Below are 24,783 nucleotides of genomic sequence, written 5' to 3'. Positions count from 1 at the left end.
GGCCCGCGCGCGCGCGCCGCCGCCCGCCCCCCCCCCCCCCCCCCCCCCCCCGGCTCAGTAGGTGAGCAGCTCCGGATCGGCCACGACGTGATCGCGGTCGTTGAGGCTGTGCAGCGCCCGCCGGGCGCCCAGCCGCCGGACACGGGTCACCGAGGTGTGCGCGGGCAGGAAGAACATGTCCTCGGCGATCCCGAGCAGGTGGGCGAGGTAGGCGTTGATGACGCCGCCGTGGCACACCACGACCAGGTTCGCGTCCGGGTGCAGCGCCAGCAGGCCCTCGACGGTGGACACCACCCGGTGCCGCAGCTCCGCGCTGCTCTCCCCGAAGGGCACGAGGTCCCAGCGCCGCTCGGTGGGGAACCGCTCCTGCACCCCGCGCCAGAACGGCGCGGCCAGGGCGTCGGCGGGGGTGGCTCCGTCCTCCAGGTCGCGGTAGGTCTCGACCTCGCGCAGGTCCTCCAGCACCAGCGGCTCCAGGCCGTGGTGCCCGGCGATCGCGCGGGCGGTCTCCAGGGCCCGGCTCAGGTGGCTGCAGACGACGGCGTCGACGCGGCGCTGCGCGAACGCCTCGCCGACCAGCTCGGCCTGCCGGCGCCCCACCGCCGACAGCGGCGGGTCCACCCACTCGGCGGGGGTGAACACCGGCGAGGTCGGCAGCTGCTGCTGGCCGTGGCGGACCAGGGCCAGCTCGGTGGCCTCCGCCTGGGCGAGCAGGAACGTGTGGTGCATCGAGAACGGCGGCGGCGCCGGTGCGGGGGGCCGGCGCGCCGGCGAGGGGGTCGAGGGCGACGCGGGCACCGGATGGGCGGTGGTCACCGCGCCGACGCTAGCCGACGCACGAGCCCGCCCCGGCCGCGGGTCGGCTACTTTCTGCAGGAGCTCTCAAGGAACGAGAGGTGACGGGTGTGAGCTGGTTCGGCAGGCCCCCCGAGGGGCTGGACATGTACCACGTCGGCGTCGTGGTGCCCGACGTGCGCGCCGCGATGGCGCAGTACGGCGAGGCCCTCGGCTTCACCTGGAGCCCGGTCGGGTCGAGCGCGTTCGACGTGCTGGTCGACGGCCGGCCGCAGGAGGCCCGCGTGGCCGCGACGTACTCCCTGGAGGGCCCGCCGTACCTGGAGCTGGTCGAGGAGCTCTCCGGCGGGGTCTGGGCCGCCGGCGCCCTCGGCCTCCAGCACGTCGGGTTGTGGGCCGACGACCTCGAGGGGGCCATCACCCGCTTCGACGCCGCAGGCCTGCCCTCCCGCGTGCGGCACCTGCCCGCCGAGGGGGAGCCGGCGCTGTTCAGCTACCACGACGGCGGCGCGGGCCTGTGGTGGGAGCTGGTCAGCACCGCGTTCCGGCCCCGGCTGGAGCGCCGGCTGCGAGCGGGCCGGGAGGACGGGTCGTGACCGCGGCGGAGGACGAGCTGGCCGTCCGCAACCTCGTGGCGCGCTACAGCGACGCCGTGTGCCGCCGTGATCCGCAGGCCTGGGCGGCGACGTGGGCGGCCGACTGCACCTGGGACCTCGGCGGTGGCCGGGTGGTGCACGGCCGGCAGGCCGCGCTGGAGCTGTGGACGTCGGCCCTGACCAAGTACCCGTGGGTGGCGCAGCTCGCGCCGACCGGGATCGTGGAGGTCTCCGGCGACACCGCCCGCGGCACCTGGTGGGTCCTGGAGCTCAACCACCTGCAGGACGGCTCGGGGGTGATGCACCTGGGCCACTACGACGACGAGTACCGGCGGACGGAGGAGGGGTGGCGGTTCGCCGCCCGTCGCTTCGCGATGGTCTACCGCGGTCCGATGGACCCCGGCACCGTCGTCCCTCTCCCGCCGGGCTGACCCGGGGCGCCTACTCCAGCAGCCCGTCGCGCAGCCGCCGGACGGCGGCGCGGGACAGGCCGTTGCCGGTGGCCCAGGGCTCCGCGCCGCCGTGCTCGGCCTCGAGCCAGGTCAGGAACCCGTGCATGGTCTCGGGGGTGGACTCGAAGATCCACGCCGGAGCCGCGGCCAGCCCGTTCCCCCGGAAGAAGGGCGAGGAGCGGATCCGGGCGAGGATGCCCGGCATGTTGTCGGTGGTCGCGGCGTAGTCGGCCACGATCTGCTCGCGGGCCACGCCCAGCAGGTCCAGCAGCAGGGCGACCAGGACGCCGGTGCGGTCCTTGCCGGCGGTGCAGTGGACGACGGCCGGCAGCGCGCCGTCCTCCGCCAGCAGCTCCAGCGCGGCCAGCAGCGGGGGGCCGTTGTCGCGGATCTGCAGCACGTAGTCGTCCAGCAGGTTGGTGGCCAGCCCGGCGGCCACCTGCTCCGCGGACAGCGCCGCCTTCGGCTGCAGCGGCAGGTTGGTGTAGCGGACCCCGGCCACCTCGGCCAGCCCCCGGCCCTCCCGCGCGCACTCGTCCTCGGTGCGCAGGTCGACGACCAGGCGGGGGGAGAGGTCGCGGACGAGGGCGACGGCGCCGGCATCGGTCAGGCCCCGCAGGTTGTCCGACCGCACCACCCGGCCGGGGCGCACGCGCCGGCCGTCGGGCGTGCTGAGCCCACCCAGGTCGCGCACGTTGAGCAGGCCGTCGACGGCCAGGGCCCGGGCGGCCGGGCTCGCTGCCCCGGTGATCTCCATGCGACGGACCTCCGTGTCGATCGGTGCCCCCAAACTAGTGACAGTGCCAAGTTAGTGCCTCTATGGTTCCCCGCAGACCGGCCGGTGAGTCGGGTCACAGTCGCGGGCACGGCCCGCCCAGCAGGAAGGACCGCCGTCCATGACTGACCAGCACGGTTGGCTGATCGACACCGTCCCCAGCGAGCGGTTCCCGGTGTACACGAGGCTCAACGCCAACGACGTGCTGCCCGACCCGATCACGCCGTTGGGCGCGAGTTTCTGCTGGATCCCGCACATCATCCCGGGGTGGGCCGCCGGCTACTCGGCGCTCGACGCCTTCACGCCGTCGGAGCTCGCCCAGGAGGACATGGCGCCGGTCGCCGGCTTCTTCTACGGCTACCTGTACATCAACCAGTCCAACGTGCGGGTGGTCGGCATCCGGGCAGGGATCGGCTGGCGGGCCATCGACGCGGCGTTCTTCAGCGCCGACTCCCCGCCGCACGAGGAGCGCCCCGACGACGTCAACGAGGAGCTCAGCGCCAAGATGGCCGCCCGCACCCAGTGGGCGCTGACCACCACCACCTTCCCGGAGCTGGAGGAGGAGCGGCTGCTCGCCGACCGCGTCCGGGCCAGCCGGCCCGACCTGGCCGCGCTGACCCCCGCGGCCCTGGTGGCCTACGCGCGCTCGCTCATGCCCATCGAGCGGCTGTGCTGGCGCAGCGAGACGATCGGGAGCAACCAGGCCGCCACCGGTCCGGCGGTCCTCGGTCAGCTGCTGGGCGAGGCCGACCCCTCCCTGGTCGTGCAGGTCATCGGTCAGGCCGGGGACGTCGACTCCGCCGCGCCCTCGTTCGCCCTCTGGGACCTCTCCCGGCTGGTGCGGGCCGACGACTCGCTCATGGCCGAGTTCGACCGGGGCGTGTCCGGGCTGCTCGGGCGGATCGAGTCCGGGCACGCCGACTTCGCGGCCCAGTTCGCCCGCTTCCTGCGCGACTTCGGCTACCGCGGCCCCAGCGAGTGGGACCTCGGTGCGGACTCGTGGGAGACCCGGCCCGAGCTGGCCCTGGGCCTGGTCGACCGGCTCCGCCAGCTCGGTGACGAGGCCTCGCCGGCCAGCCGGCAGGGAGACCAGGAGCGGCAGCGGAACGAGGCGACGAGCAGGGCGCTGGAGATCCTCGGCGGCAACGCCGAGGCCCTGGCGACCTTCGAGCTCGCGGTCGCGTCGGCCCGCCGGTTCGGTGCGTGGCGCGAGCGCGCCAAGACCAACTGCATCAAGGTGATGCACGAGGCCCGCATGGCGTTGACCGAGCTGGCCCGCCGGCTGCACGCCGAGGGGCACCTGGAGAGCGCGCGGCAGCTGTTCATGGCGACCGACGACGAGCTCGACATCCTGGTCGCGCAGCCGGAGGCGCTGCGGGAACGGCTGGCCGAGCGCGAGCAGCGGTGGCGGGAGCTCGCGGACCTGGACATCCCGACCTTCCTCGACGCGCGCACCGGCGTGCAGCCGCTGGCCGAGATCCCGCGCCGCGCCGAGGCTCGCGTCGAGGTGGCCAAGCCCGGCGACGTCCTGCAGGGCGGCCCGGCCTCGGCCGGTGTGGCCCGAGGACGGGCGCGGGTCGTCCAGGACACCGCGAGCATCGCCGACTTCCAGCCGGGCGAGGTGCTGATCGCGCCGCAGACCGACCCGTCGTGGACGCCGCTGTTCATGGTGGCCGCCGCCGTCGTGGTCGACGTGGGCGCGATGGGCAGCCACGCGATGATCGTCAGCCGCGAGCTGGGCATCCCCTGCGCGGCCGGGGTCACGGCTGCTACCCGGCGCATCCCCGACGGCGCCGAGGTGGAGGTGGACGGGTCCACCGGGAAGGTGACCGTGCTCAGCCTCTGACGAAGGCCGAGTGGCCCGGCCGCCGGCTCGACGAGAGCCGGCGGCCGGTGCCGCCTGGCCTCGGCGCGCCGGCCGCCAGCGGACCGGCTAGCGCTCTGCGGCGGCTGCGAGGGCGGCGCGCTCCCGGCCCACGGTGGTGTCCGGGCCGTGCCCGGGGTAGACCCACGTCTCGTCCGGCAGGACGTCGAACACCCTGCGACGGAGGGCCTCCAGCAGCTCGGCCCGCTCCGCCGGGGTGCCCGTCGACCCGGGGCCGCCGCGCAGCAGCGCGTCGCCGCTGAACAGGTGCGGGGGCGAGCCGTCGGACGGGGAGTGGAGGAGCGCGATGGAACCGGGGCTGTGCCCCGGCAGGTGCAGGACGGTCAGCCGCAGCTCGCCGACCTGCACGACGTCGCCGTCGCCGACGGGATCCGTGGTCGGGACGGGCAGCGCGCCGGCGTCGTCCGGGTGCGCCACCGTCCGCGCGAAGGTGGTCTCGGCCAGCGACTCGAGGGCCTGCACGTGCGGCGGGTGCGCGTGCGTCGTGACGATCGCCGACAGGCCGCGGGACCCCATGACCGCGGCCACGAACAGGTGGTCGTCGGCCGCGTCGACGAGCAGCTGCTCGTCGGTGCGCAGGCAGCGCAGCAGGTAGCCGTTCACCCCGGACGGCCCGAGACCGATCTTGGCGACGAGGACGTCGGGCAGCCGCCGGAAGTCCGCCGGCCCGTACGCGTCGACGTCCCCGGTGTAGGCCGCCCGGCCGCTGTACCCCATGCGTTCCGCCCCCCGGTCAGGACCGGCCGGGACGCCGGACGACGTCCCGGTTGCCCGACGTCCACGTGCGGTGCAGCGTGCGGTGCGCGATCCGCCAGCCCGCCGGCGTGCGGACCACGTGATCGGCGTACCGGCCGCCCAGCAGGTAGTGGTCACCGCCGGGGGTGCCGGCGCGGACGTGCTGCGAGATCAGGTAGCAGTCGGCGCTCGCCTCGTCGCCGTCCACCCGGACGACGACGTTGCCCACCAGGTGCTGGGTCGCGTCCAGGTCGCCGATGGTGCCCCGGATCAGGGCGGTGATCTCCTCGACCCCGCGCGGCCGGCCGAGGGTGCCGTAGTCGCAGGTGGCGTCGGGAGTGAAGACCTCGCCGAGCAGCTCCCACTCGCGCGCGTCGAGGGCGGTCGAGTACCGCGCCAGCAGGTCGCCGATCTCGATCCGGTCCCGCAGGTCCTGCAGCTCGTCCGCCATCGGAGGCCTCCTCGTCGTCCGCCGCGAAACTAGACACGGTCTCCAGTTAGCGCAAGACTCGGGCCAGGCCGGAACGAGGGGAGGCAGCGATGACGACGGCGTCTGCGCCGGGGGACCCGATGCGTGGCGACACGGCCCGCGACTGGGAGGACGTGCGCTCCTACACCCTCGAGGAGGAGCAGGAGGCCGAGCTGCTGGCCCGGCAGACGGAGTGCACCTTCATCTGGGCCGGCCGTGACGGGCACCCGATGGGGGTGGTCATGAACTACCTGCCCCGCGACGGCCGGTTCTGGCTGACCGCCACCGAGGGGCGGCCCCGCATCGCCGCGGTGCGCCGGGACCCCCGGGTGAGCATCGCGATCACCTCGAAGGGGTCCGGCATCGCCGTCAGCAAGTCGCTGACCTACAAGGGCACCTGCGTCGTCCACGAGGACGCGGAGACCAAGGCCTGGTTCTACCCCGCCTTCGCGGCCCGGCTGCGGCCCGGCGACGAGGCGAAGGCCGCCTCCTTCGCCGCCCACCTGGACTCCCCGGGCAGGGTGGTGCTCGAGATCGTCCCCGACCGCCGGATCGGCTTCGACAGCGCCAAGATGTGGGCCGCCGCGCCGTCCGCGGCACCGTCGGCGCGCTGAGCCGCCGGCCGTCGTGGACCCGCTCGCCCGCCTGGTCGCCGTCGAGGCGATCCGCGACGTCGTGCTGCGCTACTGCCGCGGTCTGGACCGCCTCGACCCCGACCTGCTGCGCAGCGCCTACCTGCCGGGGGCCGTCGACGACCACGGGGTCTTCGTCGGCGACGCCGCGGAGTTCTGCGAGCGGGTGCTGGCCTCCCACCGGCGCTACGACGCCACGATGCACTGCGTGCTCAACCACCTCGTCGAGGTCGACGGGCCCGACGACGCCCGAGGCGAGGCCTACGTCCTGGCGCACACGCTGCGCACGGACGACCAGGGGGCTCCGGTGCACGACGCGTGGTGGGGGCGCTACGCCGACCGGTACGAGCGGCGCGACGGCCGGTGGGGGATCGCCCACCGGATCACCGTGCACGAGTGGACCCGCCGGCAGCCGCTGGGGGAGCCGATGCGGGCGGACACGGGGCTGTTCCGGCAGGGCGGCGAGGACCGCGGCACCGGCGCCCCGCTGGGCCCGGCCGCCTTCCCGCCCCGCGTCAGCTGAGGTCGGGGTGCGCGCCGGCGATCACGCACTCGAGGTGGCCGGTGCCGCGCTCGGCCGGGTCGTCGGTGTTCTCGAAGACGGCGAAGTGCTCGGCCCACGCGTCGGACCGGGCGCGGAACAGCCCGCCCGGGTCGTGCACGGCGCTGGGCGAGGAGACGTCCCACACCTCGCCCTCGCCGTGGTCCTCGCCCCGGTAGACCCCGCGGCCGAGGCCGTCGTCGAAGCCCTGCCAGTAGCCCCCGCCCTGCAGGTACACCGGGGTCCCGACCACCGTGAAGCCGAACCGGTCCACGCCGCCGTCGGGCCGGCGCAGCGCGATCGTCCCCTCGCGCAGCCGCCGGTGTCCCGGGACCAGCCGCAGCTGCAGGTCGACCAGCTCGGTGTGCGACCACGGCTGCCCGCCGGTGCGCGGCAGCACCCGGGTCTCGAACATGGTGGCGGCGCCGGCCTCGTCGAGCTGCAGCTGCCAGAACACCACCCGCTCGGGCAGCCGCAGCACGACCCACTGCCGCACGGCGAAGGTGCGGTCCCCGACCCCGGGCGGCAGCGGAGCGGCGGCCCGGGTGGGGGGCCCGCCGGTGCGGCCCAGTCCCCAGGAGTGGTCGCGCACGCCGACCCAGCGGTCGGGGGTGACCTCCAGGCGGCGGCCGTCCACCTCGATCCAGCCGGAGACGTCGCAGCACTGGTCGTAGTTGCAGCGCTGCGCGGTGAGCCGGCCGGCGGCCCACCGCTCGACCGGGGCCTCGAGGTAGGGCTCGTGCAGCCCGGACCAGGTCAGGTCGTAGGAGACGCCGTAGCGGTTGGGCGCGCACGTGGTGCGCAGCTCCTCCAGCGGGGTCACGACCTCCACCGCCAGCGGGCCGACCGCCAGGTCGTCGATGGCCGGCCGCAGCCGCCGGGACCAGCGCAGGTTGTGCTGGCGGCCGTCGATGCCGACGCAGGCGTAGCCGTCCATGACGTCGGTGTTGGCGTAGAGCCGGACCGCCGTGTACAGCGACGCCGTCCCCGCCTCGTCGGAGGCGGTGAAGTAGTAGCCGTCGCTCCAGTGCGGCGAGTCGCTCTGCACCGAGTCGAAGGTCCGGGCCACCTGGTGGCGGGGCCACTCGTCGGCCCGGGTCAGCCGTCCTCCCGGAGGCGTGGTCATGGCCCTCTCCCGACTCTCCGGCAGCTGCCCCGGCCGGCTGCTGCGGCGGCTCGCGAGCCCCGACGGGCCCGTCGTGGATCCTCCGGCAGTCTTGTCGGCCGAGGGCATCTGTGCAACATTTTGTCCCACAAGTCCGGAAGCCCCGTTCCCCGGGGCGAGGAGGTGCGGTGCGCACACTGGTCCTCGGCGGCACGAGCTTCGTGGGTGGCCGGCTGGTCGACCACCTGCTCCGCGACGGCGCCGACGTCACCCTGCTCAACCGGGGCCGCTCGGCCCCGCCGCCCGGCGTCGGCCAGCTGGTGGCCGACCGGACGGACGCGGACTCCATGCGCGCCGCTCTCGCCTCCGGGGACTGGGACGCCGTCGTGGACGTCTCCGGGTTCGTCAAGGCCGCCGGCGGCTCCTCCTTCGAGGACCTCGTCGCGCTGCTGGACGGGCGCGTGGGCCGCTACGTGTTCGTCTCCTCGGTGATGGCCTACGCGCCCACCGGCGTGTTCCCGTGGACCGAGGACCGGCCCGTCCGCGACGAGCCGCCCACCACCTACGGCGGCTTCAAGGTCTACGCCGAGCGGGTGCTGCTCGCCGCCGCTCGCGACCGGGGGTTCCCCGCCACGGTCGGGCGGCCCGCGGCGATCTACGGGCCCACCAACAACATCTACGACATGGAGACGGCGATGTTCACCCGCCTCCGCCGCGGGCTGCCGGTGCTCGAGCCGCACCAGGGCCTGGTCGCCACCTCCTACGGCCACGTCGACGAGCTGTGCGCCGGGCTGCTGGCGCTGGCGCGGCACCCGGCCGCGGTGGGAGAGGTCGTGAACCTGAGCGGGGACGGCGTCACGGCCGCGCAGTACGTGGCGACCGCCGCCGAGGTGGTGGGCGTCGAGCCGGACGTGGTGCACGTGCCCGACGAGGCGCTGCCCGGCCTGACCCCCCTGCCGTTCAGCCACCTGTTCCTCGCCCGGCACCACGGGATCGTGAGCACGGAGAAGGCCCGGCACCTGCTCGGCCTGCCCGCCGAGCGGGACTTCGCGACCGGCATGGCGCAGACCTACGAGTGGTTCCTCGGGTCGCCGCTGGCCGACGCGGGCCCCGCGATGTCCGACCCGCTCTGGGGCGCCGGCTTCGACCTGGACCTCGAGGCCCGCGTGGCGGCGGAGCTGCGGGCATGACGGCCGGCCCGGTGGAGGACGCGGTCCTGTGGCGGGCGGTCGCGGCCTCGCTCGCCGACGCCGTCCTGCCCGCGCTGCCCCCCGGGCACGCGGCGGACACCGCCGTGCAGCTGACCGGCCTGGCCCGCTACGCCGCGGCCCGGCCGGAGGCCGACCCGGCGGGCCGGGCGCGGCGGCTGCGGGCCGCGCTGGGCGCCGGCCCCGGTCCGGATGCGACGGACGGCGACCCCGCGGAGGAGGACCTGGGTGCGGCCCTGCGGCAGGCGTCGGCCGCGCTGGTGGACGCGGTCACCCGGCCCGAGCGCGCGGTGCCGGCGGTGCGCGCCGTGCTGCTCGACCAGCTCGACGAGGACATCCGCGTCGCCGCTCCGCTCCTGGAGACCTTCAGCGGCCACCCGGCGACCGACGTCGCGCCGGTGCCGCGGGGCGTGCCCGAGGCCGAGCTCGACCGGCTCGCCCGGTGGTTCGCCGACGCCTGCGGTGGCCCGGTCGAGGTCACCCAGGCCACCGTCGTGTCCGGGGGCCACAGCCGCCGGATGCTCCGGGTGGAGCTGCGCGGCCCCGCCGGCCCGGCCGGGTACATGGTCCGCATCGAGCAGGGCGGCACCTTCGGCACCGACGGCACGCTGGAGGCCGGGGCCATGCGGGCGCTGGCCGACGCCGGCCTGCCGGTGCCGCCGGTCCGGTGGATCGAGGGACCCGGGGTCCTCGGCCGGCCCTTCTTCGTCATGGACCTCGTGCCGGGCAGCTCCGCGGTCGACGACCAGGTCCTCGACGCCTTCGTCGCCGCGCTGCACGGAGTCCACCGCAACGACCCGGCGGTGGTGTCCGCGGCCCTGGGCCCCGTGCCCGGCCCGGACGACGCCGTGGCCGCGCAGATCGACCGCTGGGAGGCGGTGTACCGGGGATCGGTGCCCGAGCCGGTGCCCCTGCTCGACGAGGCCGCGGCGTGGCTGCGGGCGCACCTGCGGCCCACCGGGCCCACGGTCGTGGTGCACGGGGACCCGGGGCCGGGCAACTTCCTGTCGCAGGACGGGCGGATCGTGGCGCTCACCGACTGGGAGTTCGTGCACCACGGCGACGCGGCGGAGGACTGGGCCTACCTCGCGATCATCCGCGGTCGCAAGCTGGCGCCGCCGGAGCAGTGGTACGCGCGGATCGAGCGGATCACCGGCGTCCGGCTCGCACCCGCGGACTGGCACGCCTGGGAGGCGTTCAACCAGTTCAAGGGGGCCTGCGCGAACCTGACGGCCCTGCGGCTGTTCCGCGACGGCGTCGCCGCGACGCCGAACCTGCTGGCGATCGGGACCGCGGTGCACTACCGCTTCCTGCGCCGGCTGGCCGACCTGGTGGCGCAGCCGCCGGGATGAGCAGCGGCGGCCGGCCGGCCGCCGACGAGGAGGAGGACCCATGGACGCCGTCGTCCGGCGACTGCTCGACGAGCACGACATCACCCGGCTCTGCTACCGCTACGGCGCCGCGCTCGACGAGCGCGACTGGCCGGCGCTGCGGACCTGCTTCACCGACGACGCGGTGACCGAATACGAGGGGCTCGGGCGGTTCGAGGGCTACCCGGCCATCCAGAGCGTCTGCCAGGGGGCGCTCGGGCCGCTGGACCGCAGCCAGCACCTGATCGGCAACGTCACGGTCGAGGTGGACGGCGACTCCGCCACCGCGCAGTGCTACTTCCACGCCCAGCACGTGAAGGCCGGCACCCCGGGCGGGGACCTGCACCTGATCGCCGGCCGCTACGTCGACCGGCTGGTGCGCACCCCGGAGGGCTGGCGGTTCGCCTTCCGCCGGCTGGAGACGTGGTGGACCGACGGCAACCCCGCGGTCGTGGGTGGCTGAGCCGGCCGACGGCACGGCGGGGGATCCGGGGGAGGAGCCCGCCGGCCGGGTGGACCCGCGGATCGCCCAGACCCGCGCCCAGGTGCACGCGGCGACGCTGGCCGTCATCGCCGAGAGCGGGGTGGCCTCGGCGACGGTGGAGCGCATCGCCGAGCGCGCCGGGGTCTCGCGGAGCACCGTCTACCGCCGGTGGCCGGACCTCCCGCGGCTGTACTACGAGGCCTTCGCCCAGCTGGCCCGGCGCTCGGCGCCCGAGCCGCGGGGGGACACCGACCGCGAGCTGCTGCACTACCTGCGGGACTACGCCGACCGGCTCAACGACCCCACCTACGGCGCGGTGCTGGTCGCGCTGATCGAGGCCGCGTGGCGCGATCCGCAGCTGGCCGAGCTGCGCCGGCAGGTCTCCGCCGAGGGCTCGTCCCGGGTGGCGGCCATCCTGGAGGCCGGCGTCCGCGCGGGCCGGCTGCGCGCCGACCTGGACCGGCGCACGGCGCTGGAGGCCGTCCTCGCCCCCTTCCTGTACCGCCGGCTGGTGGAGCAGGAGACGGTCACCCGGGCCGACGTCCGCCGGCTGCACGCCGACCTGCTGGACCGCCTCGGCGGGCCCTGAGCCCCCGCGGCGGGGCGGGTCCTCCTACTGCAGGGAGCGGGCCCGCGAGCCGCCGTCGTGGTAGTCCACCTCGAGCCGCACGCGGTCGCCGTCGAACACGACGTAGCTCATGCCCGGTGCCTCCCAGCGGCGGCCGGCCGTGCCCGGTCCGAAGCGGTCGTCGGGCACGGTCGCCGACATGACCCACGTGAACGCCAGCCCGTCGTCGCGCTGCCACCACTCGCCGCTGGGCACCAGTCGCAGGTCCGGCCAGCTGGCCAGACCGCGCGCGAAGTAGGCCCGGATCGCCGGCCAGCCGCGGTGCACGCCGCCGATGACGTCGTCGAGGACGGCGTCCTCGGTCAGGTACTGCCGGGGCGCATCGGGGTCCCCGCTGGACCAGGCCCCGAACAGGGCCTCCACGAGCGCGATGCGGTCGTCCACGAGCCCACCCCTCCGCCGTCGGTACGTGCGGTCATTCTGTACAACGTCTACAGGAAGTGCCAGCCCCGGCCGGTTGACGGCCGTTCCGGCCGCGACGACACTCGCGGTCACTTACTGTGCGCGCAGTCGAGAAACGAGGGGGACGAGGGATGACCGCGGCCGAGCCGTCCACGGCGATGGCCACCGTCTACTCCGAGCACGTGGACGAGCTCGTCGTGGCAGGCCGGGACGAGGTGGCCGACGGCGTCGTCGGCGTGGTCCTCGAGCACCCCGAGGGTGCGGAGCTCCCCGCCTGGACGCCGGGCGCGCACGTGGACCTCCTGCTCGCGCCCGACCTGGTCCGGCAGTACTCCCTGTGCGGCTCGCCGGCCGACCGGTCGCGCTGGCGGCTGGGCGTGCTGCTCGACCCCGGCGGCCGCGGCGGGTCCCGGCACGTCCACGAGCAGCTGCAGGTCGGGTCCCGCCTGCGGGTGCGGGGTCCGCGCAACCACTTCCCCTTGGTCTCCGCGCAGAGCTACGTGTTCGTCGCCGGGGGCATCGGGATCACCCCCATCCTGCCGATGATCGCCGAGGCGGAGGGGGCGGGCGCGGACTGGACGCTGGTCTACGGCGGGCGCCGGCGCGGCTCCATGGCCTTCGTCGACGAGCTGGCCCGCTACGGCGACCGGGTCGTGCTGCGTCCCGAGGACGAGTACGGCCTGCTGGACCTGCCGGCCGTCCTCGCGCCCCGGCCGGGCACCGTGGTCTACGCGTGCGGCCCCGAGGCGCTGCTGCAGGCGGTCGAGCAGCAGTGCGCCTCATGGCCGCCGGGCAGCCTGCACGTCGAGCGGTTCGCCGCCCGGCCGGTGGAGGCCGGCGCGGAGTCGACGTCGTTCGAGGTGGTGTGCCAGCGCTCGGGGATCACCGTCACCGTGCCCGCGGACCGCTCCATCCTCGAGGTGGTGCAGGAGGCCGGCGTCAGCGCGCTCTCCTCGTGCCTGGAGGGGGTCTGCGGCACCTGCGAGACCCCGGTCGTCGAGGGCACCCCCGACCACCGGGACTCGCTGCTGAGCGACGAGGAGAAGGAGGCGGGCGACTACATGATGATCTGCGTCTCGCGCTCGAGATCGCCCCGGCTGGTGCTCGACGTATGAGCGGGCCCGCCCGGCCGCCGGGCAACGCCGCCGCGCCGCCGCCCCCGGCCGACGCGCCCCTGGACTGCTGGTACGTCGCGGCCACGGCCGAGGAGGTCACCGACGAGCTGACCGCCCGGCGGTTGCTCGGCCGCCAGGTCCTGCTGTACCGGCAGCGCGACGGGCGCGTCGTCGCCCTCGACGACCGCTGCTCGCACCGGGCGCTGCCGCTGTCGATGGGCCGGCTCGTCGACGACCGGGTGGTCTGCCGGTACCACGGCTTCACCTTCGACGGCACCGGCGCGTGCGTCCTGGTGCCCTCGCAGGAGCACGTGCCCTACGGCGCCGAGGTCGCGGCCCACCCCGTCCGGGAGGAGGGCTCCCTGGTGTGGGTCTGGCTCGGTGACCCGCGCCGGGCCGGCAGCGCGGCGCCACCGCGGGTGCCCTGGATCACCGGCGACGGCTGGTCGGCGCTGGGCGGCGTCCGCACGGTGGCGGCGGGCTACCTGCTGCTGCATGACAACGCCCTCGACCGCACCCACTTCGCCTCCGTGCACCCCGACACCTCCCACCGCGGCTACCTCGAGGAGCCGCCACCCCTGGAGATCGAGGTGACCGAGACCTCGGTCTCCTACGCCCGCACCTTCCCGGCCGCGCCGCTGGCGTCCTGGCAGAGCGCGGCCACCGGACTGCCCCCGGACACCCGCTGCGTGCAGCACGAGTCCGGGGTCTTCGTCTCCCCGGCGCTGCACGTCGACCACATGCGCATCGAGGCCGACGGCGGGGTCTTCCGTACCGCCTTCGTCCGGGCGTTCACCCCGGTCGACCCGGGGGTCACCCGGGTGCACTGGTGGTCGGCGCGCGACTGGGCGCCCGGCGACCGGGCCGTCGACGAGGTCCTCCGCCGGGTGCACGAGCGCACCATGGAGGAGGACGAGCCGCTGCTCGAGGCCATCCAGGCGACCGTGGACCGGGACGGTCCCGGACGGCGGGTCAACGCCGCCGCCGACGCCGCGTCGGTCCGTGCCGAGCAGATCGTCCGCGGCCTCGTCGAGGAAGAGCGGCCCCGCCGACTTACTTGACACGGACTCCGCTTTCAGGCACCGTCGGAGTCGGATGGTGCTCCGTGTCACAGCGGCCGGGTCGGCTCGCCCGAGCCCCGGCCGTCCCGACGTCCCCAGCGCTTTCGGAGGTCTGCGTGGTCTTCGTCCCCACCCGAGGCGATCTGCCCTACCGCCATGGTCCGGGGGTGCCGCTGCTGCCCTCGGACGCGCGTCCCTCGGAGCTGCCGGCCTCGGTCTACACCGACCCCGAGCGGTTCGAGCTGGAGCGGGAGAAGGTCCTCAACCGCACCTGGCAGATCGTCTGCCGGTCCTCGGAGATCCCGGCCGCCGGCGACCACGTCGTCTGGGACGGCCACGGGGAGACCATCGTGGTGACCCGCCGCCGTGACGGCGGCGTCGCCGGGTTCCACAACGTCTGCATGCACCGGGGTGCGCGGATCGTGAAGGAGTCCGGCTGCGGTGCGCGCCGGTTCAGCTGCCGCTGGCACAACTGGACCTACGACTTCGAGGGCAACGTGCTCGGGGTTCCCGACCGCGAGGACTTCGCCCCCGAGCAGCTCGAGGGGCTGGCCGCGCCGTCGGTCGAGTGCGCCGAGTGGGGCGGCTGGGTGTGGGTCGTCCTGGCGGGCCCCGGCGTCGCCCCGCCGCTGCTGGACTTCCTCGGCGAGGAGCTGGTGGGCGACCTCGGCGCCTACCGGATGGAGGACATGGTCCTCGTCGAGAAGCTGACCTGGGAGCTGCCGGTCAACTGGAAGGTCGTCATCGACGGCTTCAACGAGAACTACCACGCCCCGGCGCTGCACAAGGTGTCCGCGCAGGACGCGAAGGACGGCCGGGAGAGCACGTTCTTCACCATGGGTCCGCACGGGATGATGGTCGTCCCCTACAAGGGCGTGCTGCCCCGGCTCAAGGAGACCCGGGACCACCAGAGCCTGGCGATCTGCCACTACACCGTCTTCCCGACCGCGGTGTTCAACAACAACCCCAACCACATCCAGCTGTTCCGCTCGGTGCCGCTGGCCGTGGACCGGACCCGGTTCGAGACCTGGGAGCTGCAGTACGACCCGCAGGGCGACGAGGACTACCTCGCGGGGGTCAGCGCCCACTGGAACCGGCTGAAGGACGTCGTCGCCGAGGACGTGGAGATCTACCAGGAGGTCGGCGCGACCAAGCGGTCGTCGGCCTACCGGCGCAACATCTTCAACGACCACGAGTGCAAGATCACGCACTTCCACCAGGTCGTGCAGCAGATGCTCGATGCCTGAGCCGGACGGCCCCCCCGTCATCGTCGCGGGCTGGATGGACTTCGCGCCCGCCGACCGGGACGTCGCGCTGCGCGCCTTCTCCTCGGTGGTCGCGGCCAGTCGCGAGGAGCCGGGCTGCATCGACTACGCGTTCAGCCCCGATGCCGACGTCCCCGGGCGGGTGCGGGTGTTCGAGCACTGGGTCAGCGATGCGGCGCTGACCGAGCACCTGACCCTCCCGCACGTGCAGGAGCTGCGTGCCGCCATCGCCGGCCTGACCCGGACCGGCCGCGAGATGACCCACCACACCCTCGCGGCGTCGCGTCCGATGGGGTCCACCTCCTCCGCCGCACCCGATACCGCCTGAAACGGAGTCCCCGGCCATGACCGCCGTCCCCCGATACGCCTCCGGCGTCGACTTCACCAGCCCGGCGGTCCGCCAGGACGCCGCCGACGTCATGGCCCGCCTGGTGGAGCACTACCGCGCCACCTCGACCGACATGGTCGAGTCGCAGTGGCGCGAGCCCGTCGGCAACTACGCCGACCCCGAGCTGTGGGAGCGCGAGGTCCAGGCCATCCACCGGACCCGGCCGCTGCCGGTGGCGCTGTCCTGCGAGCTGCCCACGCCGGGGTCGTACAAGGCCCTGGACGTCGTCGGCACCCCCGTGGTCCTGACCCGCGACCGCAACGGCGAGCTGCGGGCGATGGTCAACTCCTGCCGCCACCGCGGCGCGGAGCTCCTCCCGGAGGGGACCGGGCACACCCGGCGCCTGACCTGCCCCTACCACGCCTGGTCCTACGACCTGGCCGGCTGCCTCACCGGCGTCTACGGGGAGGACACCTTCGGCCCGGTCGAGCGCAGCGAGATGGGGCTGCGCCGGCTGCCCGTGGCCGAGCGCGCCGGCATCGTCTTCGTCTGCCTCACCCCGGGCGCGGACCTCGACCTCGACGCGTGGATCGAGCCGCCGCTGCTCGAGCTGCTCGAGGCGCTCGGCCTCGCCGACTGCTACCACCACTCCACCCGGACCCTGGAGGGCCCCAACTGGAAGGTCGTCGTCGACGGCTACCTCGAGGGCTACCACTTCGCCGCGCTGCACCGCACCACCGTCTTCCGCACCAACCTGTCGAACATGGCGGCCTTCGACTCCTGGGGCCCGCACCAGCGGAACTCCTTCGCGCTGCGCCCGATCGCCGAGGCCGCCGACGCCCCGCCCGAGACCTGGGACCCGCGCAAGTGCGTGGGAGCCATCTACTGGCTCTTCCCCGGCCTGGCGATCGCCGGCGGGTGGCGCGAGCAGGTGGCGGTCTCCTTCGTCTTCCCCGGCCGCACCTGGGACAGCTCGAAGACCGAGCAGCACATCCTGCTGCGCCACGAGCCGGTCGACGACGAGGAGCGCAAGAACGCCGACCACACCCGCGACTGGTTCCACGACGTCGTCCTCGACGAGGACTACGGAGCCGGCTTCGGCGTGCAGCGCGGCCTGGCGGCCATGGGTGACCAGGAATTCGTGTTCGGGCGCAACGAGCCCGGCGTGCAGCACTTCCACCGTGCAATCGGTCAGGCCATCGAGGAGGAACTGTGATGAGTGCCGGCGGAGCACCGGACGTCGACGAGGTCGAGGAGCTCGCGGGACAGCCCGCCGGCGACCGGCCGGGCAAGCTGCAGGGGAGGGTCGCCGTCATCACGGCGAGCACCCGCAGCATCGGCCGCGGCATCGCCGAGGCCTTCCTCGCCGAGGGCGCCTCCGTGGTGGTCAGCGGGCGCAGCGAGGAGAAGGGCAAGGCGGCGCTGGCGGAGATGGGCGCCGGCGACCGGGCCGACTTCTTCGCCTGCGACGCCCTCCGGCAGGACCAGGTCGAGGGGCTGGTCGACTTCGCGGCGCAGCGCTTCGGCCGGGTGGACATCATGGTCAACAACTCCGGGGGCACCGACGGCTGGGCGCTGGTCGGGGACCTGTCCGACGAGGCCTGGCAGAAGGCGCTCGACTGGAACCTCAACTCCCACTTCTGGGGCACCCGCCGGGCGCTGCGGTACATGGTCGCCGGCGGCTGGGGCCGGATCATCAACATGTCCTCGGTCGAGAGCAAGATGGCCAACAAGCCGATGGTGAGCCACTACATCACCAACAAGCACGCCATCAACGGGCTGACCAAGGCCACCGCGTTCGAGTACGCCCAGCAGGGCATCACCTGCAACGCCATCTGCCCGGGCGCGGTGGAGACCGACCTCATGATGGAGGTCGGCCCGCTGGTGGCCCAGCAGTCCGGCATCACCTACGAGGACTTCCTCCAGGGCTATGCGAACGAGTCGATGATCAAGCGGCTGAACACCGTCGAGGAGGTCGCGGCCTGCGCCGTCTGGCTGTGCAGCGAGGCCGGCGGGGGAGTCACCGGGACCGCCATCAACGTCGACGGCGGGACGTCGCCGTGGTGAGCGCGCCCGTGCCGGAGCGCTGGATCACCGACTCGCAGCGGTGGGACCGGCTGCCGTACTACACCCGGGCGAACGCCGGGGAGGTGCTCAACGACCCGTGCAGCCCGCTGGGCTGGACGCTGGTCTTCGAGCAGGGCCTGCTCAAGGGCTGGCTGCGCGGTTTCGTCGACTTCGGGGTGTACGCCGAGGGCGAGCTGCCCTCGGACCCGCCTCCGGTGGCCGGCCTGTTCGGCGGCTACTTCTACCTGAACCTCTCGCACATGCGGCTCATGGGCATGCGCATGGGGATGACCGTGGAGCAGTTCGACGCCGCGCTGCTGGGCTCGCACCCCGACGCCCCGCCGTACCGGCCGCACCCGGACGACGTGGACGAGGCGTGCTCGGCCAAGACGGCGCAGACCATCGGCGAGGTGCTGGGGCGGACCGAGTTCCCCGAGATCGACGAGGACAGCCGGCGGGTGCGCGAGCTGCGGCGTGCCCGGCCCGACCTGGCCGGCCTCTCCGACGCCGAGCTGGTCTCCTACGCCCGGTCCTTCCTCGGCGAGCTGGACAACGCCTTCGCCCGGCACGACTACTCGTCGCTGGCCTCGACCGTCGGCCAGGCGATGCTCGCGCAGCTGTGCGCCTCGGTGGACCGCCCGGACATGCTGCTGGACCTCATCTCCGGCCTGGGCGACGTCGAGTCGGCCTCGCCCAGCGCGGGGCTGTGGGACCTGTCCCGCCGGGTGCGTTCCTCGACGGAGCTGACGGCGCTGTTCGACCGGGGACCGGCGGCGGTCGCGGCCGCGCTGGACGGCGACGGGGAGGTGGCCGGCTTCCGGGCGGCGTTCACCGCCTTCCTCGACGAGTACGGCATGCGCGGCCCCAACGAGTGGGACATCCGCGCCCGCTCGTGGGACGCCGACCCGGTGCAGGCGCTGGCGCACGTCGACTCGCTGCGCCGGTCCCCGGACGAGGGGTCCCCGCAGATCCGGGCGGAACGGCTGGCCGCACGGCGCCGGGAGGTGGCCGACGAGCTGCGCGGGCTGCTCGCCGGGAACGAGGAGGCCCTCGGGACGCTGGAGGTGGCCCTGCGCTCGGCCAAGGACACCATCCCGCTGCGCGAGCAGACGAAGGCCAACTCCGCCGTCGTCATCAACGAGGTCCGGCTGGCCGTGCGCGAGCTCGGTCGGCGCGGGGTCGCCGCCGGCCGGCTCGGCGAGCCCGAGGACGTCACGATGCTGCAGGCCGGCGAGCTCGACGACTACGTGGCCGACCCGGCCGCGTTCACCGACGTCATCCGCGAGCGGCTGGCCGGGTACCGGGCGCTGTTCGAGCTGGAGCCGCCGTTCATCATCGCCGAGGAGCTGCCCCCGCTCCCGCAGTGGAAGCGCCGGTCGCGACCGGCCGAGGCCACCGCCACGGAGGGCAGCCTGCTCACCGGGGTCGGCGGCAGCGCCGGCACCTACACCGGCCGGGCCCGCGTGGTCCGCGACCTCTCGGAGGCCGCGGCCCTCGAGCCGGGCGAGGTCATGGTCGCCCCGCTCACCGACGCCGCCTGGACGCCGCTGTTCCTGGTGGCCGGTGCGGTCGTCGTCGACATGGGGGCGCTCAACAGCCACGCCGTCGTGGTCTCGCGGGAGGTCGGGCTGCCCTGCGTGCTGTCCGTGACCGGGGCGACGTCGATGATCACCGACGGCATGCTGCTCACCGTCGACGGGACGGCGGGCACGGTCTCGGTGGACGCCGTCCCCGCGGAGGTGTCGTGACCACGACCGGGACCCTCTCCCGGGACGCCCTGTACGTCGGCGGCGCGTGGCGGACCCCGGCCGGGGCGACACCGATCGAGGTGCACGAGGCCGCGACCGAGGAGGTCCTGGCCACGGTGCCCGGTGGTGACGCCGCCGACGTCGGTGCCGCGGTCACCGCCGCGCGCGAGGCGTTCCCCGGCTGGTCGGCGACGCCGGTGGGGGAGCGGGCCCGGCTGCTGCGGGAGCTCGCCGACGGCCTGGACGCCCGCGGGGACGACCTGGCCACGGTGATGGCGCGGGAGGTCGGCACCCCGATCGCCACGGCGCACCGGGTGCAGGTCGGCCTCGGCGTGGCGGTGTTCCGCTCGATGGCCGACCTGGCCGAGCAGGTCCCGGCGCAGGAGCGGATCGGGAACTCGCTGGTGCTCCGGGTCGCCGCCGGCGTCGTCGGCGCGATCACGCCGTGGAACTACCCGCTGTACCAGCTGGCGGCCAAGGTCGGCCCTGCCCTGGCCGCCGGGTGCACCTCGGTGGTCAAGCCGAGCAGCGTCGCGCCGCTGGCCGCCTTCGCGGTGGCCGACGTCGCGCACGACATCGGCCTGCCCCCCGGCGTGCTCAACGTCGTCACCGGCCGCGGGGCCTCGGCCGGTGAGGTGCTGGTGCAGCACCCCGACGTCGACCTGGTCAGCCTCACCGGCTCGACCGGGGCCGGTGCACGGGTCGCCGCGCTGGCCGCGGCGGGGGTCAAGCGCACCACCCTGGAGCTCGGCGGGAAGTCGGCGTTCGTCATCTGCCCGGACGCCGACCTCGCGGCCGCCGTCGACGCCGCGGTGCGGACGGCGTTCGTCAACAACGGCCAGACCTGCTCGGCGACCACCCGGCTGGTGGTGCCCCGTGCCGTGCTGGCCGAGGTCGAGGACCGGCTCGCCGCCGCCGTGGGCGGGATGGTCGTCGGCGATCCGCTCGACCCCGCCACCGGCCTGGGCCCGGTCGCCTCGGCCGCGCAGTTCCGCACGATCCAGGGCTACCTGGACGGCGCGGACGGGGAGGGGACCGTGCTCACCGGCGGCCCCGGCCGGGTGCCGGAGCAGGAGCGCGGCTGGTTCGTCCGGCCCACCGTGGTGAGCCGGCTGGACAACGGCGCACGGATCGCCCGCGAGGAGATCTTCGGTCCGGTGCTCGCGGTGATCCCGGTCGAGGACGTCGAGGAGGCCGTGCGGGTGGCCAACGACTCCGACTACGGCCTGTCCGGGGCGGTCTTCGCCGGGGACGTCGAGGGTGCGGTCGCCGTCGCGCGCCGGCTGCGCACCGGCCAGGTGTCGGTCAACGGCGGCCGGTTCAACGTGCTCGCGCCGTTCGGTGGGTTCAAGCGGTCCGGGGTCGGCCGCGAGCTGGGGCCGCACGGGCTGGCGGAGTACACGGAGCTGGTCAGCCTGCAGCTGCCGGTCGAGGGGCCCGGGACGACCGCCGTCCCCACCGCGCCGTGACGGCGGCGGGCGGGTCGACCGCCGTCGGGCTGTGCCTGCCGCAGCTGGGCGGGCACGTCACCCGCGACGCGCTGCGCGCCTTCGTCGAGAGCGCCGAGGAGCTGGGCTTCGGCGGGCTGTGGGTGCAGGAGCACATGTTCTACCCGCACGAGCCGGTCTCCGGGTACGCCGCCCGGCCGGGGCTGGCGGTGCCCGAGGCCTACCGGACCACGCTCTCGTCGCTGGAGACCCTGAGCATGGCCGCGGCCTGGTCCTCGCGCGCGGAGATCGGCACCAGCGTGTTGGTCGCCGGGTACCACCGGCCGGTGCAGCTGGCCCAGCGGCTGGCCACCCTGGACCTGCTGTCGGGCGGGCGGCTGGTGGTCGGGTTCAGCGTGGGCTGGTCCGACGACGAGCACCGGCAGGCCGACGTCGACCCGCGGACCCGCGGCCGGCGGCTGGACGAGATGCTCGACGCGCTGGAGGCCTGCTGGGGCGAGGACCCGGTCGCCTTCGACGGTGAGTTCTTCTCCATCCCGACGTCGGACGTCCGCCCCAAGCCGGTGCAGCGGCCGCGTCCGCGGTTGCTGTCCGGCATGCGCTCGGAGGCCGGGCTGCGGCGCACCGCGGAGCGCTTCGACATCTGGAACCCGGCCTCCGGTGCGCTCGAGGACATCCTGGCGACGGCGGAGCAGCTCAGGGAGCGCCGGCCGGCCGGCCGGGGGCCGCTGGAGGTCTACTGGCGGGTGTACACCGAGCCGCCGGTGCCGGTGCGGGGGCTGCGCCCGCTGTCGGTCGACGAGCTGGCCGCCGACGTCGCCCGGGCCCGCGAGGTGGGGATCGCGCAGGTGATCGTCGACGCGAACTTCGACCGGACCGTGGACTCGCCGCAGGCCTGGGCGGCGCTCCCCGAGCGGCTCGCGCCGCTGCTGGCCGCCGCACGGTGAGCACGGGTCTCGTGCGCACGGACCGGGACGCGGTCCTCGACCTGCTCGCCCGCTTCGCGCACGGGATCGACGGCCGGGACTGGGAGCTGTACCGCTCGGTCTTCACCGACGAGATCGACGTCGACTACACCTCCTACCGGCCGGGCTCGCGCGCGCGGATGCCGGCCGACGAGTGGGTCGGCCGTGCCCGCCGGCTGTTCCCCGGGCTGGACGCCACCCAGCACGTGCTGGTCAACCCGTGGCTGCAGGCCGACGGCGGGGACGTCCGGGTGCGGACGTCGATGCGGGCCGACCACTTCCTCGGCGGTGAGCGCTACTCCCTCGGCGGGACGTACGAGCACGGGGTCGTACGGGACGGCGAGGACTGGCGGATCGCGGCCGTGACGCTCACGGTCACCTGGACGGAGGGCGACCGGGAGCTGCTGGTCCGGGGGGCCGAACGGGCCGGCGGGCGCTGAGCCCGCGCCCTCACATCCCGGGCGGGCGCACCCCGCCGTCGACACCCAGCACCTGACCGTTGACGTAGCCGGCCGTCGGCCCGGCGAGGAAGCGGACCACCGCCGCGACCTCGTCCGGCCGGCCGGGCCGGCCCGCCGCCGTGCCGGCGAGGAGCGCGGCGTGCCGCTCGGGCGGGATGCGCCCGGCCACGAGTTCCGTGCCCTCCGTGTAGCCGGGGGCGACGAGGTTGGCGGTGACGCCCTCCGGGCCCAGGGTGGCCGCCAGGCTCAGCACCCAGCCCTGCAGCGCGGCCTTGGCCGCGACGTAGGCCGGGGTCGACCCGCCGGTGAGCGCCGCGCGCGACCCGACGAGGACGACGCGGCCGCCCGGCCGGAGAAGGAGAGGCGCCAGCGCCGTCGTCAGCAGCACGGCCGAGAGGACGTTCGCGCGCCACGCCGCCTCCCACGCCTGCGCCACGTCCGCCAGCGGGGCCGCCGGGCCGGTGCGCCTCGCGGGGGCGCCGGCGTTGTTCACCACGACGTCCACGACCGCCGGCCCCAGCGTCGCCGTCCACCGCGCGACCTCGTCGGGATCGGCGACGTCGCACCGGGCCGCGGTGACCGTCCCGGCGCCCGGCCGGGCGGTCAGCTCGGCGGCGGTGGCGTGGAGGACGTCGGCGCGGCGACCCAGGAGGACGACGTCGAAGCCGTCCTCGGCCAGGCCGGCGGCGCACGCCCGGCCGATGCCGGTGCCCCCGCCGGACACGACGGCCAGCCGCCGACGATCCGGCGTCCCGAAACCGCTCACGCGGCTTACTGTAGTGCCAGGATAGTAAGTGTGGTCACACGCCGGTGATGCGCTCGGCCAGCCGGGCGGTCTCCCCGAGGAAGTTCTTCCGGCCCAGTCCGGTCAGCGACTCGTCCTCGGTGAGCCACGAGGTGGCGGCGGTCTCCAGCAGGGACAGCAGGGCCGTGGCCACCACGGCGGCCTCGGCCGCGGAGATCTTCGCCCGGGCGGCCTTCGCCGCGCGGGTGAGCACGGTGATCAGCTCGCCGCGCTGCTCGCGGCGCAGCTGCTCGACCGCGAGGCTCACGCCCGAGGACTTGACGAACCAGACGGTGGCCTCGGCGCGGCGCTGGTCCATCCACTCGAGCAGGTCGACCGGGAGCTCCCCGATCGAGGCCTCCCGGGCGGTGATGTCCAGCTGTGCGCGGCGGGCCTCGGCGACCAGCTCCCCGCCGAACGCGCGCAGGCCCTCGAGCAGGATGTCGTCCTTGGAGGCGAAGTGGTAGTACACCGCCGCGGAGGTCATCCCCGCCGACTCGGCGATCTCGGCCACGGTGATGACGTCCGACCGCGGCGAGGCGAACAGCTCCATCGCGGAGTCCACCACGGCGGTGCGCCGGGACGGCCGGTGCGCCGGTCGCTTATCCTGGGCGGTCACAGCAGGAGAGTAGTGGCTCTCCGCCGGACGCCGGGGCACCGACGCCTGACAACGAGGGGGACCGCGTGCTCGATCCGGCGGACGTGGCCGAGGTGACCGGCGGCCTGCCGGCCAAGCTGCCGGCGCACCGGCCCTCGCGGCGCCAGGAGATCGTCGACGCCGCCATCAAGGTCTTCGCCCGGACGGGCTTCGCCGAGACCAGCGTGCAGGACGTCGCCGACGAGGCCGGGGTGGTCCCCACCGCGGTCTACTACCACTTCTCGGGCAAGGACGAGCTCTTCGACGTCGCGCTGCAGACGGTCATCACCGAGCTGGACGAGGTGGTCGACCGCTCCCGTCCCGAGGGCGGCTCCGACCAGGCCGCCGCGCTGCCGATCATCACCGCGGCGGTGTGGGACTGGATCGAGAGCCGGCCCGACCACGCCCGGATCCTCTACAGCCACCTGCCCGGCGCCACCGCGCAGGCCCGGCTGCTCCGGCAGCAGTTCGAGGAGCGGCACATCGACCGGGCGTTCGTCTACGCCCGGCAGACCCCGGCCGGCCAGCGCCGGCTGCGGTCGGCCTCGGCCGCCCAGGCCGCCACCCGGCTGGCCGTCCGCACGCTCATCAGCACGCTGATCGCCATCCACCCGATGCGGCTGGACGGCGGACCGCTGAGCCGGCGCTCGCCCCGGGCGCTGCGGGAGGCCCTCGACGAGGTCAACCAGCGGATGCTCGCCCTCGACTGAACGTGAGGCCCCGTCCGGGGGCTCGCCCCGAGCCTGCGAGGGGTGAGAGGGACGGGGTCCTTCCTCTGATCATGGCGCGGCCGCCCCCCCCGCCCCCCGGGTGGGGGGCCCCGCCCC

27 protein-coding genes and 1 pseudogene are annotated in these 24,783 nt (G+C 74.8%); 20 read left to right on the top strand and 8 right to left on the bottom strand.

The features are described 5' to 3' along the window. Positions 1-54 precede the first annotated feature (54 nt). Positions 55-816, bottom strand: a complete 762-nt coding sequence (locus tag ACK586_RS06590) for a histidine phosphatase family protein (protein WP_409329661.1) — start codon at positions 814-816, stop codon at positions 55-57. A gap of 80 nt (positions 817-896) precedes the next feature. Between ACK586_RS06590 and ACK586_RS06585 the strand changes: the two genes are divergently transcribed. Both ACK586_RS06585 and ACK586_RS06580 read left to right on the top strand, forming a co-directional pair. Next, the gene (locus ACK586_RS06585) at positions 897-1,391 is read left to right on the top strand and encodes a VOC family protein (RefSeq protein ID WP_409329660.1); all 495 of its coding nucleotides are present in this window, start codon (positions 897-899) and stop codon (positions 1,389-1,391) included. Beyond that, complete coding sequence (locus ACK586_RS06580) at positions 1,388-1,822, top strand: nuclear transport factor 2 family protein (RefSeq protein WP_409329659.1); 435 nt, start codon at positions 1,388-1,390, stop codon at positions 1,820-1,822. The genes ACK586_RS06585 and ACK586_RS06580 overlap by 4 nt, the downstream gene beginning before the upstream one ends. Positions 1,823-1,832: 10 nt before the next feature. Here ACK586_RS06580 and ACK586_RS06575 read toward each other — a convergent pair whose 3' ends face one another. Then, complete coding sequence (locus tag ACK586_RS06575; RefSeq protein ID WP_409329658.1) at positions 1,833-2,600, bottom strand: tyrosine-protein phosphatase; 768 nt, start codon at positions 2,598-2,600, stop codon at positions 1,833-1,835. Between the two features lie 139 nt (positions 2,601-2,739). On the opposite strand from ACK586_RS06575, the gene ACK586_RS06570 reads away from it, so the two are divergent. Beyond that, a complete protein-coding gene (locus ACK586_RS06570; RefSeq protein ID WP_409329657.1) occupies positions 2,740-4,464 on the top strand; it encodes a PEP-utilizing enzyme in 1,725 nt (574 codons plus the stop codon). Between the two features lie 87 nt (positions 4,465-4,551). Here ACK586_RS06570 and ACK586_RS06565 read toward each other — a convergent pair whose 3' ends face one another. After that, positions 4,552-5,220 (bottom strand): MBL fold metallo-hydrolase, encoded by a 669-nt coding sequence (locus ACK586_RS06565; RefSeq protein WP_409329656.1) that lies wholly within the window; start codon positions 5,218-5,220, stop codon positions 4,552-4,554. Between the two features lie 16 nt (positions 5,221-5,236). Beyond that, positions 5,237-5,689, bottom strand: a complete 453-nt coding sequence (locus ACK586_RS06560; protein WP_409329655.1) for a nuclear transport factor 2 family protein — start codon at positions 5,687-5,689, stop codon at positions 5,237-5,239. An 89-nt stretch (positions 5,690-5,778) separates the two neighbouring features. Between ACK586_RS06560 and ACK586_RS06555 the strand changes: the two genes are divergently transcribed. Beyond that, positions 5,779-6,321, top strand: a complete 543-nt coding sequence (locus ACK586_RS06555) for a pyridoxamine 5'-phosphate oxidase family protein (protein ID WP_409329654.1) — start codon at positions 5,779-5,781, stop codon at positions 6,319-6,321. A gap of 13 nt (positions 6,322-6,334) precedes the next feature. Next, the gene (locus tag ACK586_RS06550; RefSeq protein WP_409329653.1) at positions 6,335-6,862 is read left to right on the top strand and encodes a nuclear transport factor 2 family protein; all 528 of its coding nucleotides are present in this window, start codon (positions 6,335-6,337) and stop codon (positions 6,860-6,862) included. On the opposite strand, the gene ACK586_RS06545 is transcribed toward ACK586_RS06550, so the two are convergent. Beyond that, positions 6,855-8,006, bottom strand: a complete 1,152-nt coding sequence (locus ACK586_RS06545) for an Rv3169 family protein (RefSeq protein WP_409329652.1) — start codon at positions 8,004-8,006, stop codon at positions 6,855-6,857. The two genes, ACK586_RS06550 and ACK586_RS06545, sit on opposite strands and share 8 nt — an antisense overlap. A gap of 167 nt (positions 8,007-8,173) precedes the next feature. Between ACK586_RS06545 and ACK586_RS06540 the strand changes: the two genes are divergently transcribed. The 4 genes from ACK586_RS06540 to ACK586_RS06525 are packed head-to-tail and all read left to right on the top strand — an operon-like array spanning position 8,174 to position 11,636. After that, a complete protein-coding gene (locus ACK586_RS06540; protein WP_409329651.1) occupies positions 8,174-9,175 on the top strand; it encodes an NAD-dependent epimerase/dehydratase family protein in 1,002 nt (333 codons plus the stop codon). Beyond that, on the top strand, positions 9,172-10,545 hold the full coding sequence (locus ACK586_RS06535; protein WP_409329650.1) for a phosphotransferase family protein: 1,374 nt from the start codon (positions 9,172-9,174) through the stop codon (positions 10,543-10,545). The genes ACK586_RS06540 and ACK586_RS06535 overlap by 4 nt, the downstream gene beginning before the upstream one ends. A gap of 40 nt (positions 10,546-10,585) precedes the next feature. Beyond that, on the top strand, positions 10,586-11,026 hold the full coding sequence (locus ACK586_RS06530; protein WP_409329649.1) for a nuclear transport factor 2 family protein: 441 nt from the start codon (positions 10,586-10,588) through the stop codon (positions 11,024-11,026). Continuing rightward, complete coding sequence (locus ACK586_RS06525; RefSeq protein ID WP_409329648.1) at positions 11,019-11,636, top strand: TetR/AcrR family transcriptional regulator; 618 nt, start codon at positions 11,019-11,021, stop codon at positions 11,634-11,636. The genes ACK586_RS06530 and ACK586_RS06525 overlap by 8 nt, the downstream gene beginning before the upstream one ends. A gap of 24 nt (positions 11,637-11,660) precedes the next feature. Here the strand turns inward: ACK586_RS06525 and ACK586_RS06520 are convergent, their stop codons facing one another. Further along, positions 11,661-12,059, bottom strand: a complete 399-nt coding sequence (locus ACK586_RS06520; RefSeq protein WP_409329647.1) for a nuclear transport factor 2 family protein — start codon at positions 12,057-12,059, stop codon at positions 11,661-11,663. Between the two features lie 230 nt (positions 12,060-12,289). Here ACK586_RS06520 and ACK586_RS06515 point away from each other — a divergent pair. The 10 genes and pseudogenes from ACK586_RS06515 to ACK586_RS06470 form a co-directional block, all read left to right on the top strand. After that, positions 12,290-13,192 (top strand): annotated as a pseudogene (locus tag ACK586_RS06515) (PDR/VanB family oxidoreductase); the annotation flags it as partial. Continuing rightward, entirely contained in the window at positions 13,189-14,253 is a 1,065-nt protein-coding gene (locus ACK586_RS06510; RefSeq protein ID WP_409329645.1) for a Rieske 2Fe-2S domain-containing protein, read from the top strand. The pseudogene ACK586_RS06515 and the gene ACK586_RS06510, both read left to right, overlap by 4 nt. Positions 14,254-14,420: 167 nt before the next feature. Continuing rightward, complete coding sequence (locus ACK586_RS06505) at positions 14,421-15,500, top strand: aromatic ring-hydroxylating oxygenase subunit alpha (protein WP_409329644.1); 1,080 nt, start codon at positions 14,421-14,423, stop codon at positions 15,498-15,500. Beyond that, positions 15,493-15,846, top strand: a complete 354-nt coding sequence (locus ACK586_RS06500) for a putative quinol monooxygenase (RefSeq protein ID WP_409329643.1) — start codon at positions 15,493-15,495, stop codon at positions 15,844-15,846. The genes ACK586_RS06505 and ACK586_RS06500 overlap by 8 nt, the downstream gene beginning before the upstream one ends. A 16-nt stretch (positions 15,847-15,862) precedes the next feature. Then, on the top strand, positions 15,863-17,062 hold the full coding sequence (locus ACK586_RS06495; RefSeq protein WP_409329642.1) for an aromatic ring-hydroxylating oxygenase subunit alpha: 1,200 nt from the start codon (positions 15,863-15,865) through the stop codon (positions 17,060-17,062). Then, the gene (locus ACK586_RS06490) at positions 17,062-17,913 is read left to right on the top strand and encodes an SDR family NAD(P)-dependent oxidoreductase (RefSeq protein WP_409329641.1); all 852 of its coding nucleotides are present in this window, start codon (positions 17,062-17,064) and stop codon (positions 17,911-17,913) included. The genes ACK586_RS06495 and ACK586_RS06490 overlap by 1 nt, the downstream gene beginning before the upstream one ends. After that, positions 17,910-19,661, top strand: coding sequence for a PEP-utilizing enzyme (locus ACK586_RS06485; protein ID WP_409329640.1), 1,752 nt, complete (start codon positions 17,910-17,912; stop codon positions 19,659-19,661). The genes ACK586_RS06490 and ACK586_RS06485 overlap by 4 nt, the downstream gene beginning before the upstream one ends. Next, positions 19,658-21,130, top strand: coding sequence for an aldehyde dehydrogenase family protein (locus ACK586_RS06480; protein WP_409329639.1), 1,473 nt, complete (start codon positions 19,658-19,660; stop codon positions 21,128-21,130). The genes ACK586_RS06485 and ACK586_RS06480 overlap by 4 nt, the downstream gene beginning before the upstream one ends. Further along, positions 21,127-22,056, top strand: a complete 930-nt coding sequence (locus ACK586_RS06475; protein ID WP_409329638.1) for a TIGR03619 family F420-dependent LLM class oxidoreductase — start codon at positions 21,127-21,129, stop codon at positions 22,054-22,056. Before ACK586_RS06480 ends, ACK586_RS06475 begins: the two co-directional genes overlap by 4 nt. 11 nt (positions 22,057-22,067) lie before the next feature. After that, positions 22,068-22,514, top strand: a complete 447-nt coding sequence (locus ACK586_RS06470) for a nuclear transport factor 2 family protein (protein ID WP_409329637.1) — start codon at positions 22,068-22,070, stop codon at positions 22,512-22,514. Positions 22,515-22,524: 10 nt separating this feature from the next. On the opposite strand, the gene ACK586_RS06465 is transcribed toward ACK586_RS06470, so the two are convergent. Together ACK586_RS06465 and ACK586_RS06460 are read right to left on the bottom strand one after the other, a co-directional pair. After that, complete coding sequence (locus ACK586_RS06465) at positions 22,525-23,301, bottom strand: SDR family NAD(P)-dependent oxidoreductase (protein ID WP_409329636.1); 777 nt, start codon at positions 23,299-23,301, stop codon at positions 22,525-22,527. 34 nt (positions 23,302-23,335) lie between these two features. Continuing rightward, a complete protein-coding gene (locus ACK586_RS06460) occupies positions 23,336-23,938 on the bottom strand; it encodes a TetR/AcrR family transcriptional regulator (RefSeq protein ID WP_409329635.1) in 603 nt (200 codons plus the stop codon). A gap of 65 nt (positions 23,939-24,003) precedes the next feature. Between ACK586_RS06460 and ACK586_RS06455 the strand changes: the two genes are divergently transcribed. After that, positions 24,004-24,666, top strand: coding sequence for a TetR/AcrR family transcriptional regulator (locus ACK586_RS06455; protein WP_409329634.1), 663 nt, complete (start codon positions 24,004-24,006; stop codon positions 24,664-24,666). The last annotated feature ends 117 nt before the right edge of the window (positions 24,667-24,783 follow it).

The organism is Trujillonella humicola, from assembly GCF_046233715.1.
In the GTDB taxonomy this organism is placed as follows: Bacteria; Actinomycetota; Actinomycetes; order Mycobacteriales; family Geodermatophilaceae; genus Trujillonella; species Trujillonella humicola.
Note: the sequence above shows the minus strand (reverse complement) of the source record. Positions and strands in the feature narration are given on the sequence as shown.